Annotated in this window: 12 protein-coding genes; 6 read left to right on the top strand and 6 right to left on the bottom strand. The window is 70.0% G+C overall.

Features of this window, described 5'->3' with window-relative positions; all coding sequences use genetic code 11:
* Window positions 1-531 precede the first annotated feature (531 nt).
* The 4 genes from AB0N63_RS06065 (at window position 532) to AB0N63_RS06050 (ending at window position 6685) form a co-directional block, all read left to right on the top strand.
* Entirely contained in the window at window positions 532-2175 is a 1644-nt protein-coding gene (locus AB0N63_RS06065; RefSeq protein ID WP_365524676.1) for a ricin-type beta-trefoil lectin domain protein, read from the top strand.
* 47 nt (window positions 2176-2222) lie between these two features.
* Complete coding sequence (locus AB0N63_RS06060; RefSeq protein ID WP_365524673.1) at window positions 2223-2498, top strand: RICIN domain-containing protein; 276 nt, start codon at window positions 2223-2225, stop codon at window positions 2496-2498.
* A 238-nt stretch (window positions 2499-2736) separates the two neighbouring features.
* A complete protein-coding gene (locus tag AB0N63_RS06055) occupies window positions 2737-4173 on the top strand; it encodes a lectin (protein ID WP_365524798.1) in 1437 nt (478 codons plus the stop codon).
* Between the two features lie 103 nt (window positions 4174-4276).
* Window positions 4277-6685: a ricin-type beta-trefoil lectin domain protein gene (locus AB0N63_RS06050; protein WP_365524670.1), complete on the top strand. Its 2409-nt coding sequence runs from the start codon at window positions 4277-4279 to the stop codon at window positions 6683-6685.
* Window positions 6686-6951: 266 nt separating this feature from the next.
* Here the strand turns inward: AB0N63_RS06050 and AB0N63_RS06045 are convergent, their stop codons facing one another.
* Complete coding sequence (locus tag AB0N63_RS06045) at window positions 6952-7533, bottom strand: TetR/AcrR family transcriptional regulator (protein ID WP_365524667.1); 582 nt, start codon at window positions 7531-7533, stop codon at window positions 6952-6954.
* A 178-nt stretch (window positions 7534-7711) separates the two neighbouring features.
* On the opposite strand from AB0N63_RS06045, the gene AB0N63_RS06040 reads away from it, so the two are divergent.
* Entirely contained in the window at window positions 7712-7927 is a 216-nt protein-coding gene (locus AB0N63_RS06040; protein ID WP_365524664.1) for a creatininase family protein, read from the top strand.
* Window positions 7928-8292: 365 nt separating this feature from the next.
* Here AB0N63_RS06040 and AB0N63_RS06035 read toward each other — a convergent pair whose 3' ends face one another.
* A complete protein-coding gene (locus AB0N63_RS06035) occupies window positions 8293-9684 on the bottom strand; it encodes an amidase (RefSeq protein ID WP_365524661.1) in 1392 nt (463 codons plus the stop codon).
* Complete coding sequence (locus AB0N63_RS06030) at window positions 9671-9880, bottom strand: hypothetical protein (protein ID WP_365524659.1); 210 nt, start codon at window positions 9878-9880, stop codon at window positions 9671-9673. Before AB0N63_RS06030 ends, AB0N63_RS06035 begins: the two co-directional genes overlap by 14 nt.
* A 239-nt stretch (window positions 9881-10119) precedes the next feature.
* On the opposite strand from AB0N63_RS06030, the gene AB0N63_RS06025 reads away from it, so the two are divergent.
* Window positions 10120-11019, top strand: a complete 900-nt coding sequence (locus AB0N63_RS06025; RefSeq protein ID WP_365524656.1) for an MBL fold metallo-hydrolase — start codon at window positions 10120-10122, stop codon at window positions 11017-11019.
* Window positions 11020-11738: 719 nt separating this feature from the next.
* Here AB0N63_RS06025 and AB0N63_RS06020 read toward each other — a convergent pair.
* From AB0N63_RS06020 to AB0N63_RS06010, 3 genes are all read right to left on the bottom strand, one after another.
* Window positions 11739-12131, bottom strand: coding sequence for a type II toxin-antitoxin system death-on-curing family toxin (locus AB0N63_RS06020; RefSeq protein ID WP_365524653.1), 393 nt, complete (start codon window positions 12129-12131; stop codon window positions 11739-11741).
* The gene (locus tag AB0N63_RS06015; protein WP_365524650.1) at window positions 12128-12322 is read right to left on the bottom strand and encodes a hypothetical protein; all 195 of its coding nucleotides are present in this window, start codon (window positions 12320-12322) and stop codon (window positions 12128-12130) included. The genes AB0N63_RS06020 and AB0N63_RS06015 overlap by 4 nt, the downstream gene beginning before the upstream one ends.
* A 307-nt stretch (window positions 12323-12629) precedes the next feature.
* Window positions 12630-13985 (bottom strand): TRAM domain-containing protein, encoded by a 1356-nt coding sequence (locus AB0N63_RS06010; RefSeq protein WP_365524647.1) that lies wholly within the window; start codon window positions 13983-13985, stop codon window positions 12630-12632.
* Window positions 13986-14015 lie beyond the last annotated feature (30 nt).

Genomic DNA, 14015 nt, shown 5'->3' with positions numbered 1-14015 from the left:
TTTCCCGGCGCCACCCTCAGCCACGCCCAGCACACGCTGCGCGGCTGCACCCGGGCGCCCCCGCGATCGTCGCACCGGACGAGACGGAGCCGGCGCGGGCCCGCGGTCCCCAGGGGCCCCATGCGCCCGGGACGAATCCAGACCTCCTCGCGCGAGTCCACGGCAATGCCGTCCAGACCCTTGAGTCCGCCCCCGCTGTGTGCCAGCCTCCTTTTCAACAACAGCGAACATTTTGTCTGGAATTTCGAACACTTCTCGTCGGAGAGCGACAAGTGTGATCACGCCCTCCGGGAGATGGTGAGTGCCGACCGCAGAGGTGTGCGCCTGGGAGCGCTCCCACCTCAAGGAAGGCCGGCCAGCCCCGGAGCGACGGACGGCCCCGGTGTTTCCCGGAGCCGGCCGACTGCGCCACGCCTTCCGACGGTGAACCAGCCCGGCTCCCGCGCATGCGCGGGAGCCCGGGTGAACCACCCCATGCACCCCCACCGGATCCACCCCCACGAGCAGCCCGTTCCCGGAGGTCCACGGACGATGCCCGCACACATTCCCCCCGCACGACGAAGGCTGCGTCATCTGGCGCGCCGGTCACGGACGTTGGCACTCACAGCGGCCGGCGCCCTTCTCTCGCTCGCGCTCCCCCTGGTCGTCGTCGGCACGGCCCAGCCCGCGGCCGCGCTGGGCAACGGCCTGGCGCTGACGCCGCAGATGGGGTTCAACGACTGGAACGCCTACGGCTGCAACGTCTCCGAGTCGCTCATCAAGTCCACCGCACAGGCGATGCACTCCAACGGCATGCAGGCGGCGGGCTACACCTACGTCAACATCGACGACTGCTGGATGACGCACTCCCGCGACTCCTCGGGCCGGCTGGTTCCCGATCCGGCGAAGTTCCCGGACGGCATCAAGGGGACCGCCGACTACGTCCACTCGCTCGGCCTCAAGCTGGGCATCTACGAGGACGCCGGCACCGCCACCTGCGCCGGCTACCCCGGCAGCCTCGGTCACGAGACCACCGACGCCCAGTCCTTCGCCTCCTGGGGCGTGGACTACCTGAAGTACGACAACTGCAACAACAACGGGGTGGCCGCGCGGTCCCGCTACACCGCGATGCGCGACGCCCTCGCCGCGACCGGCCGGCCCATCCTGTACAGCCTGTGCAACTGGGGCCAGGACGACGTGTGGACCTGGGGCGCGGACGTCGGCAACAGCTGGCGCACCACCGGGGACATCACCGCCAGCTACTCCAGCATGCTCTCGATCTTCCACTCCAACGTGCGCCTGGCCTCCTACGCCGGCCCCGGCCACTGGAACGACCCGGACATGCTGGAGGTCGGCAACAGGGGCCTGTCGGACACCGAGGCCCGCTCGGAGTTCAGCCTGTGGGCGGAGATGGCGGCCCCGCTCATCGCCGGCACGGACCTGACCTCCGCCTCCTCCACCACGTTGGCCACCTACACCAACTCCCGTGTGATCGCGGTGGACCAGGACCCGCTGGGCAGGCAGGGAACCATGGTGTCCTCGTCGAACGGCCTGGACGTCCTGGCCAAACCGCTCGCGAACGGTGACGTGTCCGTCGCGCTGTTCAACGAGACCGGATCGACCGCGACCATCAGCACCACCGCGAGCGCGGTCGGCAAGACCGGCGCCGCCGGGTACACGCTGACCGACCTGTGGTCCGGGGCGACGTCGACCACCTCGGGCACGATCAGCGCGTCGGTGCCGGCACATGGGGTTGTCATGTACCGGATGTCCGGGGGCAGCGACACCGGCGGCGGAGCCACCACGGGCGAGATCCACGCGGTGGGCGCCGGCAAGTGCCTCGACGTGCCCGGCTCGGCGACCACCGCAGGCACCCAGGTCGAGATCTGGACCTGCGGCGGTGGAGCCAACCAGCTCTGGACGCACACCTCGTCCCAGCAACTGACCGTCTACTCGGGCAGCTCCCGGATGTGCCTGGACGCCTACGACAACCGGACCGCGCCCGGCACCAAGGTGGAGATCTGGCAGTGCAACGGCCAGGCCAACCAGCAGTGGAGGATCAACTCCGACGGCACCATCACCGGAGTCCAGTCCGGGCTCTGCCTGGACGTCACCGGAGCCTCCACCGCCAACGGGGCCCTGGCCGATCTGTGGACGTGCAACGGACAGAACAACCAGCGTTGGAGCCTGAGTTGAGCCTGTCAGAACGCTCGTAGGGATCGCCGGGCCGGCACCGACCCCTGGTGCCCGGCCCGGCGCACGTCGTTTCCCCGCTCGTCGCCCGGCGACACCGCCGTACACGTGTACGCCCGATCCCGCCGCCACCCGTCTGGACGTCGTGGTCCCCCCTCTCCCCCCTCCGGAGGAGGTTCCCGTGGAACCTCGACTCCGACCGCAGTGTCACCAGTGCCAGGTCCGGCCTGTGCCTGGACGCCACCGGCAACGGCACCGCCAACGGCACCGTGGTCCAGCTGTGGCAGTGCACCGGAGCCGCCAACCAGAAATGGACCCGCGGCTGATCACCGGCCGGGTCCTCAGGAAGGCCGCGCTTCCCCCCTCATCCCCCTGGTCCTCCTTGTTCCATCCTCCCTTCATCCCCCTTCATCCCCCTTCACCCCCCTTCATCCCCCCGACCCCCGACCCCCGACCCCCGACCCCCGACCCCCGAGGAAGAGGACAATGCATCCGTCACCCGTCTCCCCCCGGAAGGAAGCGGCGAGAGGACGCCGCTTCCCGACGGCTGCCGTCACCTGCGTGCTGGCGCTGTTGGCCACGATGCTCGCGACCGCGCTGACATGGCCGGCGCCGGCGTCCGCGGCAGCCGTACCACTCGTCAGCTCGGCCTCAGGACGGTGTCTCGACGTCAAGGGCGATGCCGACGCGGCGGGCACCACCCTCGAGATCTGGGACTGCAACGGCCAGGCGAACCAGGCGTTCGAGTTCACCTCGTCCGGCGAGCTGAGGACCATGGGCGGTACCCGCTGCGTGGACGCCTCCCACTCCGGCACCACGCCGGGGACCCAGGTGATCATCTGGACCTGCAACGGCCAGGCCAACCAGCAGTGGCGGCACACCTCCGACGGGACCGTCACAGGAGCGCAGTCGGGGCTGTGCCTGGACGTCGACGGCGCCTCCGCCGCCAACGGGACCGCCGTCGTCCTGTGGACCTGCAACGGCCAGAGCAACCAGAAGTGGGGCACGCCGTCGACGACGCCTCCGCCGACAGGCGCCTCGCACTCCTGCGACATCTACGCCGCGGGCGGTACACCCTGTGTGGCCGCGCACAGTACGGTCCGCGCGCTCTACGGCTCGTACAGCGGCAGCCTGTACCAGGTCAGGCGCTCGTCCGACAACGCGACGAAGGAGATCGGTGTGCGGACGCCCGGCGGCTACGCCGACGCGGCGGCGCAGGACTCGTTCTGTTCGGGTACCACCTGCGTGATCACCATGGTCCACGACCAGTCGGGGCGCGGCAACGACCTCTGGTACCAGGGGTCGGCACAGGTTCCCGGGTCGAGTCAGAGCAGCCCGGCGAAGGCGGCCTCGGAGTCCCTTGCAGTCGGCGGCACCAAGGCCTACTCGCTGTACATCAATCCCGGCAACAGCTACTGGCGGGACGGGCACCTGACGGGTGTACCGACCGGCAGCGCGCCCGAGGGCGCCTACATGGTCACCAGCGGCACCCACGTGAACAACGGCTGCTGCTTCGACTACGGCAACAGCGAGACGACCCGCGGCGCCGACGCCGCCGGTGCCATGGACGCGATCAACTTCGGCACCGAATGCTGGTTCGGAGGCTGCCCGGGCAGCGGGCCGTGGGTCCAGGCGGACCTCGAGTGGGGTCTGTACTCCGGCGGCAGCCAGTCCTGGAACACCCGACAGCGTGCCTTCACCAGCAAGTTCGTCACCGCGATGCTGAAGAACAACGGCACCTCGAGATTCGCCCTCAAGGGCGGTGACGCGCAGTCCGGCGGACTCACCACGGTGTGGGACGGCGGACTGCCCAGCGGATACAGCCCCATGAAGAAGCAGGGGGCCATCGTGCTGGGAAGCGGCGGCGACTGCTGCAAGCCCGGCGGTGGCGCGAACCAGAGCGCCGGCACCTTCTACGAAGGGGCGATCGTCGCGGGATACCCCTCCGACGCCACGGACAACGCGGTGCAGTCCGACATCACTGCGGCCGGTTACCGCTGACGCCGCGCCGCGCACGCGGCACCAGGCGGGCGGTCCTCCGGCCGGCCCGGAGGACCGCCCGCCGCCGGCACGACACCCACCCCCCGCGAAAGGAAACCCTGCCATGTCAGCGTTCAGCCGGTTGCTCCGGCGCTTACGCACCTCGACGGCCGTGCTCGTCGGCCTCGTCCTGGCCGCCGGCGGCATGGTCGCCGGTGTCGCCGAACCCGCCCAGGCGGCCACCGCGATCACGATCAACGGCTCCTCCACGGGCCGCACGTTCGACGGCGTGGGCGCGATCAGCGGCGGCGGCGGAAACAGCCGACTCCTGATCGACTATCCCGAGCCGCAGCGGGGCCAGATCCTGGACTACCTCTTCCGGCCCGGTTACGGCGCCTCCCTGCAGATCCTCAAGACCGAGATCGGAGGCGACACCAACTCCACCTCGGGAGCCGAGCCGAGCCACGAGCACACGCGGACAGACCTGAACTGCGACCGGGGCTACGAGTGGTGGCTGATGGAACAGGCCAAGTCACGCAACCCGAACATCAAGCTGTACGGCCTCGCCTGGGGAGCGCCCGGCTGGGTCGGCAACGGCAACTTCTGGTCCTCCGACATGATCACCTACCTGGTCTCCTGGCTGGGTTGCGCCAAGCAGCACCGGCTGACCGTCGACTATCTGGGCGGATGGAACGAGCGCGGCTACAACGTCTCCTGGTACGAACAACTGCGCGCGGCGCTCGACAGCAACGGCTACGGCAGCGTCAAGATCGTCGGAGCCGACTCCGACTGGTCCATCGCGGGCGACGTCAACTCCAACCCGGCCTTCGCCTCCTCGGTCGACGTCATCGGCACCCACTACCCCTGTGGTTACCGGTCCGCGCAGACCGACTGCGGTGTTCCGTCGTCCGCCACCTCGTCCGGCAAGCAGCTGTGGGCGAGCGAGAACGGCTCCGACGACTACAACGCCGGTGCCAACGCGATGGCCCGGGGCATCAACCGCGGCTACATAGACGGCAGGATGACCGCGTACCTCAACTGGCCCGTGGTGGCCGCGCTCACGCCGAACCTCCCGTACCCCACCATGGGTCTCGCGCTCACCCCGCAGCCGTGGTCCGGCTACTACGCGATCGGCAAGAACGCCTGGGTGACGGCCCAGACCACCCAGTTCACCGCCCCCGGCTGGCAGTACCTCGACTCCTCCAGCGGTTACATCGGGGGCAGCCGCGGCAACGGCAGCTACGTCTCGCTGAAGTCCACGAACAAGTCCGACTACTCCACGGTCATCGAGACCATGGACGCGACCAGCGCCCAGACGCTGAACTTCGGCGTCACCGGCGGTCTGTCCACCGGTACCGTCCACGTGTGGTCGACCAGTGTCAACTCCGGTAACTCCGCTGACTACTTCGTCCACTCCACGGACATCACGCCCTCGAACGGCGGCTTCAGCCTGACCGTGCAGCCCGGCCGCGTCTACACGATCACCACCACCACCGGCCAGGGCAAGGGGGCGGCCGCCGGCACGGCCCAGAGGCCGATGAGCCTGCCCTACAGCGACGACTTCGACGGCTACACCACCGGGGCCGAAGCCAAGTACCTCATGGACTGGCAGGGAGCCTTCGAGGTCGCGGCCTGCGGCGGCGGACGCGGCGGCAAGTGCGTGCGGCAGATGAGCGCACAGGCACCGATCACCTGGGACCCGCTCACCGATCCCCACAGCATGCTCGGAGACCTCGGCTGGAGCGACTACACCGTCTCCTCCGACGTACTGCTCGAGAGGTCCGGGTACGCCGAACTCCTCGGCCGCGCGAACACGCAGAGCTACAGCGGGGCGGCCGGACTGAACGCCTACCACCTGCGCGTGAGCGACACCGGAGCCTGGTCGCTCCTGCGCACCGGCACGGGTGGCGATTCGACCGCGCTGGCCCACGGAACGACCGCGGCGATCGGCACCAACAAGTGGCACACCCTGTCCCTGGGCTTCTCCGGCAGCACCATCACCGCCTTCGTCGACGGCACCAAGGCCGGTTCGGCCCACGACTACGGCTACGCGGGCGGACAAGTCGGCTACGCCACCGGCCAGGGCGAGACGGCACAGTTCGACAACCTGTCCATCACCCCCGGCCAGGGTGGAGCGGGCGGCGGCACGAGCGGACCGATCACCGGCATCGGCTCAAGCCGCTGCGTGGACGTGCCCAACCAGTCCCAGACCGACGGAACCCAGGTGCAGTTGTGGGACTGCAACGGTGGCGGCAACCAGAAGTGGACCACCACCTCGGCCGGTGAGCTGCGGGTCTACGGCGGCGACTGCCTGGACGCGGCAGGGCAGGGCACCAGCCCCGGCACCAAGGTGGACATCTACACCTGCGACGGCGGCGGCAACCAGAAATGGACGTTCAACGCCGACGGAACGATCACCGGCAACCAGTCCGGCCTGTGTCTGGACGCCACCGGCAACGGAACCGCCAACGGCACCCTGCTGGAGCTGTGGACCTGCAACGGCGGCAGCAACCAGCAGTGGATCCACTACTGATCCCAAGGGTGCCGGTCGCCTCAGCGCACGGCTCCTGACGGCGCCGGCAGCACCACGTCCGGGTCCACCACGGTGATGCGGTCGCCGAACTCCAGCACCGACGACGAGTGGGCGATCACCGGAGTGTGACTGGGTCCGTAAGGCAGTCGGCTCCGTCCCGTGATCGGGGCAGAGCCGACTGGTCACCGGGCCGCGGAGACGATCCGAAGGGTGACCGCCACCGTGCCGACGGGGAGGTTTCCGCACCGGCGCCGGCCGCCGTCACGTCAGGATCGGCCGGAGGTCCGTTCCTGGTTGCCGAAGAGCTCGGTCACGAGCCGGCGGGCGTACGTGGCGTCGAGCCCGGCCGGGCGGAAGAGGATGCGGTACATCATGGGGGCGACGATGCGGTCCATGGCCGTCTCGACGTCGGGAGTGTTCTCCTCGCGGTCGGCCGCTCGGGCGAGAATGACGTCGATCTGTTCAGCCGCGTAGGCCGAGCACTGGCCGGCGTTGCCGCCGTCCGGGTCGCCGAGCAGGGCGTCGCGGATGTAGGCGCGGCCCGAGGTGGACGTCATCTCGTCGAGGAACTGTTCGGCCCACGCTGTGAGGTCGGACCGCAGGTCGCCGTGGTCCTCCGGTTCGGTGTCGGGTCGCAGCCGCTCCACCGCGACGTCCGACAGCAGTTCCTGCAGGGTGCCCCAGCGTCGGTAGATGGTCGACGGGGTGACTCCGGCGCGCTGGGCGACCAGTGGGACGGTCAGTGCCTCGCGGCCCCTTTCCTCCAGGAGTTCCCGTACAGCGGTGTGCACCGACGCCTGGACGCGCGCGCTGCGTCCGCCGGGGCGGGCCCTTTGCTTACTGCTCATCACACCAGCTTAAAGCACAGTCCTTGCGTTTAGCTGGCCCGATACCCGGGCTCAGTGGAGCCAAGCGCTCGTTCTGACGGCTCAGGCGGGATCCCGACCATGCCGAGTATCGCTGGAACCGCCCGACTCCTCCCACGCCGCGAACTGGTGCGACGTGACGCCGTCGTACCGCTTGCCGGTGGGCTCGAAGGAGCAGCACGGGGAACACCTGCCGACCGGTGCGGACGACTTCCTTGTCGTGGAGGTGTGCCGCAGGGTCGCCGAGGCCGCCGACGTTCCCCTGGCCGTCGCCCCGTCGGTGTGGTGCGGCCCGGCCGAGCACCGCATGTCCTTTGGTGGCGCCGCGGCTGGACGCACCGATCGCGGTCACCCGCTGCTTCAGGGCCGGGCGTGAGGTGATCGCCGACGCGTTGGCGACCCAGCGGTACCTCATGGCCTGCCTGCGAGGGCGAGACCTCCACGGCACTGCCCGTCTTCCCCTGCCATGTACGCACGCGGCGTGTCGCCCGGGTGGTGGGCCCGGACATCTTCCTGCGGTTCCGAGGATCCCCCGGCCGTCTGGCGTTCCGTCACCTTCGACATCATCACGCGCTCCGGCACCGCGGGTGGAGGCCGGACCGCGGCCGCGGCGAAAGGGCGAGGGCCTGCTCGACGGCCGTGCCGGAGTCCTCACGGATCTCATCGTCGCGGGCCTCCGGTTCCGATCCCGACCGAGCCGAGCCGAGCGGTGTGCGGGCCGGGCCGGCCCGCACACCGCCCTCAGGTGAGGGGTGCGAGCCATCGGGCGGACTGCGTCCGCTCGTATGCGTGGCCCACCAGCAGCAGCGTCCGCTCGGCGAAGGGCCGCCCGAGCAACTGCATGCCGATGGGCATGCCTGCCGTGTCCTGGCCGACCGGGACGGAAAGTGCGGGCACTCCTGTGATGTTGGCCGGGGAGGAGAGGCGCACGTAGGCGTCGGAGACGCTCTCGACCGTGCCGTCGGGCCAGGTGACGGTCTCCTGGCCCGACGGGACCGCGGCCATGGGGACCGCAGGGGCGGCGATCACGTCGACTTCCTCCAGGATGCGGGCCCATGCGCCGCGCATCAGCGTCCGGGCGCGCTGCGCCCGGAGGTAGTCGCCCGCGCCCATCAGCTCGCCGGCCTCCAGGAGGATCCGGACATCCGCCTGATACAGCTCGGGGACGGTACGCAGGGTGCTTTCGTGGTAGGCGGTGGCTTCCGGCACCATCAGGCCCCACTGGGTGGCCTGGATGTAGCGGGTCATCGGTATGTCGATCTCGATGAGCCGGGCGCCGAGCGTCTCCAGCTGCGCGATGGCGCGGCGGACGGCGGCCGCGACATCCGCGTCGACGTGTTCGAAGTAGTAGGTGCGAGGCACGCCGACGCGCACTCCCGTCAGGTCCGGGTCGGGGCTCGGCCGGTAGTCGGCGCCGGGGACGGCAGCCGAGGCGGGGTCGCGGGCGTCGTGCCCGGCGATGGCGGTCAGGACCAGGGCCGCGTCGTCGACAGTGCGGGTGATCGGGCCGACGTGGTCGAGCGACCAGGACAGTGACGTGACGCCGTGACGGGACACGAGTCCGTACGTCGGCTTGAGGCCGACCACCCCGTTCAGGGTGGCGGGCACCCGGATCGATCCGCCGGTGTCGGTGCCGAGGGCGAATGTCGCCGCACCGGAGGCCACGGCGACGGCGGAGCCGCCGCTGGAGCCACCGGCGATCCTCCCTCGGTCCCAGGCGTTGTTGGTCTGCGGGGTGGTCAGCCCGTAGGCGAACTCGTGGGTGTGCGTCTTGCCGATCAGGATGGCGCCGGCCGCCCGCAGACTCGCGACGACCGCGCTGTCGGAGGCCGCGCGGTGACCGGCCCGGGTCCTGGAGCTCGCCGTGGTGGACACGCCGGCGACATCGATCAAGTCCTTGAGTCCCACCGGGATCCCGTGCAGAGGGCCCCGGCAGGAGCCCTGTGCGACTTCGCGTTCGGCCTCGCGGGCGGCCACGCGGGCCTGATCAGCGGAAACCGCGACGTAGGCCGCGACCTGCGGCTCCACCTGCTCGATGCGGTCCAGGACCGAGCCGACCAGCTCGACGGGGGACAGCCGTCGCTCCCGGATCTGCTGCGCGGCGGCGGCGAGGGACAACTCATACGGCTGCATCGTGCTTCTCCTTTTCCGCACGAAAGGCACCGGCGGGCGCGGTGTCCCCGAAGTCCAGCTCCCGCAGGACAGCGACGACGGAGTGGATGTGGTTGGCGGTGGCCGCAACCGCGGAGTGGCGGTCATCGGGCAGCGGAAGCCCGGCACGGGCGGCCCAGCGGGCGGCCTCGGGCGGTGTGAGTTCGGCGGAGGTCATGGCATTTCCCCTGGTCGGGCCTGGAGCACCGAGGCACCCCACGCCAAAAGCTACTGATTTGCTTTAGCTCGACTGTAGGTTCTACCGTGACTTAAGGCAAACTGTTCGCTTTAAGGAGGTCGCCGCACTCCTAGCTGCAGCGGCCCTCACCGCGCTCGCCGTGTCACGAACCAGAACAAGGCCCAGCAGCTGCCCGCGCAACCGCCCCCTTGGCTGAAGAGCAAAGGAGAAGACAGATCATGCAGAGTCCCTCCGGCACCCCCGTCCCCTCCTGGACCGTGGGCGCCGTCACCGTCCACCGCGTCGACGAAACACCGTTGCCGCCCGCGACCGGACCCTGGCTCCTGCCCGACGCCACTCCCCAGGTGGTAGCAGCCCAGGACTGGCTGCGCCCCCACTTCGCCGGCGATGACGGCATCCTCCACATCGACAGCCACAGTTTCGCGTTCGCCGTGGACGGGCTACGCGTACTCATCGACACCGGCATCGGCAACGGCAAGGAACGGGCCAACCCTGCCTGGCACGACCTGCGCACCGACTTCCCCGAGCGCCTGACCGCCGCCGGCTTCCCGCCCGACTCCGTCGACCTGGTGGTCCTCACCCACCTGCACGCCGACCACGTCGGCTGGAACACCCGGAAGGCGGACGGCGAGTGGGTCCCCACGTTCCCCGCGGCGCGCTACCTCACCGCACGCACCGAAAGGGAGTTCTGGGCCGCGTACGACATGGAGGAGGCGCGCCGCCAGATGTTCCGCGACTCGGTGATCCCGGTCGAGCAGGCCGGACTGCTCGACCTGGTCGACGTCCCGGCCGAGGGCGTGCACATCACCCCGAGCCTGCGCCTGGTCCCCACCCCCGGACACACCCCCGGCCATGTCGCGGTCGAACTGAGCAGTCGGGGTGAGACGGCGCTGATCACCGGTGACTGCATCCACCACCCGGTCCAACTCGCCCACCCCGCCGTCGGCGCCTGCGTGGACATCGACCCACAGCAGTCCGAGACCACCCGCCGTGACTTGCTCGCTTCCCTCGCCGGCACGGACACCCTCCTTCTCGGCACCCACTTCGCCCCGCCCACAGCCGGCCGCATCGTCGCGCACGGGGGCGCCTACCGGCTGCGGCCCGTCCCGGCGGCCTGACCTGCGAGCCGACCGGGCCGCCGGGGCCCGACAGGCTCGGCGGCGCCGCAGGCCGACACCCTCGGCCGCTGCATCACCTTCGACCTGTGAACTGTGCGGGCCAGGCTGGAACGACGCCCGGTCGCGCGATCGTCTCGTGCACCAGCGGCGGGTTACCCAGATGCCGCCGGTCATGGGCGCGGTCCGGCCCTGGTCGGGTGATCGGCGTACGCATATCTGCCCCGCGGACCCCCTGGGCGCGACCGGCGGCAGCCTCACTGACCAGCCGTCAGATCGGGCGCCGAGACCATGCGCCACAGACGCGGGGCCGGGCCGTGCAAGCCGCTTCAGCCGCCTTCGCACGTCGGGTGGAACACCAAGGTCGGCGGCGGCCGGGGAGGCTGCGGCGAGTCTCCACATCGTGCACTTCGGAAAACAGGTCGAGCACCACCGAACACATCTGGAAGACCCAAGAAAGCCTCAGGTCAGAGCTTCTTTGCAGCAGGCTCCAAAATCGCCACGCACTCCACGTGCGAAGTCACCGGAAATATGTCGCAAGTCGAAGCTCCCACGTAACCGCAGGTCAGAGGCCGGTCTTGGCTCGCCCAGCGGCTTTCTCCCTACGCATCGACCCGCTGAACGGACGCGCCCACTGGACTGGACCAGCCCACCCGGCGAAGTCCCAGGAGCCGGCACCGTCCACGGCACCTCGTTCCGCCCCGGATTTCACGACTCGAACGTCAGGGCACTGGAAACCAGACCGCCAGGCGCTTTGCAATGACCGGTACATCGATGTTGTCCTGCGCGACGTCCTCGACGAACGGGCCGGCAGCGGGGACGGGCGGCGGGACAGTACTGGCGCTGACGCCGTTGAAGCGCAGGAAGACGCGCATGGCGAGCCAGGCGGTGCGTTTGTTGCCGTCGATCAGCGCGTGATTGCGGGCGACGGAGTGCAGCAGGGCCGCCGCCTTCTCGTGCAGCGTGGGATACAGCTCGGCTCCGAACACGTTCGTCCGAGGTCGCTCGATCGCCGACACCAGAAGGCCCATGTCACGCACGCCGTGCTCGGTACCGTTGACCGCGCGGGCGATGGCCAGGATCTCGTCGACCTGGAGGTAGCGCACGTCGGTCACTTCAGGTAGTCCAGAATCTCCGCATCACTCTCCATCAGCTCAGCCAGGACGTCATCAACCTTCAGCTCGGCCCGGTCCTGGGCCTCACGGATAGCCTCGATGGCAAGTTCCTGCTTGCTGCGACGCTCCCGACGAGCCCGCTCGGTGAGCTTCGCGTCAAGGTCGTCGGGGAGTCGGAGTGTCATCGCCATACACAGATGATACCTGAGCGGTATCACGGTGGCGCGGTCGAGTCGCGTCCCTGGCACCGTGTGGCCGAAGATGGCGGCTCGCGGCGGGGGCGGAGGCGGAGGCGCAGCAGTGACTTCCGCGTCAAGCGTCGTCCGAGCGTCAAGATTCTCCGAACGCCCCTCTATATGCGTCGCCTATGCAGGCACCCCGCCCACGAAACCGCGGGTCAGCTCGGTGCAAAGAGCAATCCCCCGCTCGAACCGCTGCACAGAGGGAAACAGGTCGAGCACCACCGACCACATCTGGAAGGCCCGAGAAAACCGCAGGTCAGAGCCCCTTCGTAGCAGGCTCCAGAATCGCCACGCACTCCACGTGATGCGTCATCGGAAACAGATCGAACGCCCGCAGCGTCCGCACCCGGTAGCCGCCCTCGCGGAAGTAGGCCAGGTCTCGGGCCAGGGCCGCCGGGTCGCAGGCGACGTAGGCGATGCGTCGGGCGGCGAGGGAGGCGAGGTGGGCCACCGTCTGGCGGCCGGCGCCGGCCCGCGGCGGGTCGAGGACGATCAGGTCGACCTCGGTGATGCCGGTGCGCGGCAGGATCGACTCGACCTTGCCCTGCTCGATCCGCACGCGCGGGAAGTCGGCGAGGTTGTGCCGGGCGTCCTGCACGGCGCGCTTGCCGGACTCGATGCCGAGGACGGCCCCCTTCTCACCGATCCGGTCGGCGAGGGCGCCCGCGAACAGGCCGACGCCGCAGTACAGGTCGAGGGCCATGTCGCCCTTGCGCGGCAGCAGGCCCTGCATGACCGCCTTGACCAGGGTGTCGGCCGCCTTCGGGTGGACCTGCCAGAAACCGCCGCCGCCCACCCGGTGGGTGCGGCCGTCAGCGCGCTCGCGGACGAAGGGGCGGCCGTGGACGCGGTGGACGCCGCCGGTCTTCTCGTCGACCCGGAGGACCGAGACCGGCTTGTCCAGTTCGACCAGCGGGAGGCGGGCGCCGGGACGCGGGGTGAGGATCACCTGGCGGTCCTGCGAGCCGGTGGCCGCGATCGCCTCCACGGACTCCATGCCCGTCCAGTCCCGCTGCTCGATGCCGAGTTCGCTGACGCCCTCCGCCGCGATCATGCAGTGCTCGATCGGCTCCACCTCGTGCGAGCGGTGGCGGCGCAGTCCGGCGTGACCGGTGGCCGGGTCGATCGCGTACTGCACCCGCGTGCGCCACTGCGGGACCTCGCCGGGGGGCAGCTTGTCGCCCTCGGCCGGCATCACCGTGCCGTCCCAGCCGGCCTCCTCGGGCGTGAGGCCCGCCAGCCGCTTCAGCTGCTCGGCGATCACCTCGCCCTTGAGCCGCCGCTGCGCGCCCGGCTTGGCGTGCTGCCAGTCGCAGCCGCCGCACCGGCCGGGGCCGGCGTACGGGCACGGGGCCTCGACACGGTCCTTGGACGCCTCCAGGATCCGTACCGCGTCCGCGCGCAGGAAGCGCGCCCCCTCCTCGCCCTCGGTGACGCGCGCCACGACCCGCTCGCCGGGCAGCGCGTGCCGGACGAACAGCACCTGGCCCTCGTCGGTGCGGGCGATGCAGTGGCCGCCGTGGGCGACGGGGCCGATCTCGACCTCGTACTCCTGTCCCACCAGCGTGTCCGTCTCCGGCCCCACCTGCGTCTTCTTCGGTTCTGCCTGCATGGTGGGGTGACTCCAGATCGGAAAGCGGGA

Source organism: Streptomyces sp. NPDC093260, from assembly GCF_040683715.1.
Taxonomy (GTDB): Bacteria; Actinomycetota; Actinomycetes; order Streptomycetales; family Streptomycetaceae; genus Streptomyces; species Streptomyces sennicomposti.
The sequence above is the reverse complement of the archived record's forward strand: the minus strand, read 5'-3'. Positions and strand labels throughout refer to the sequence as shown.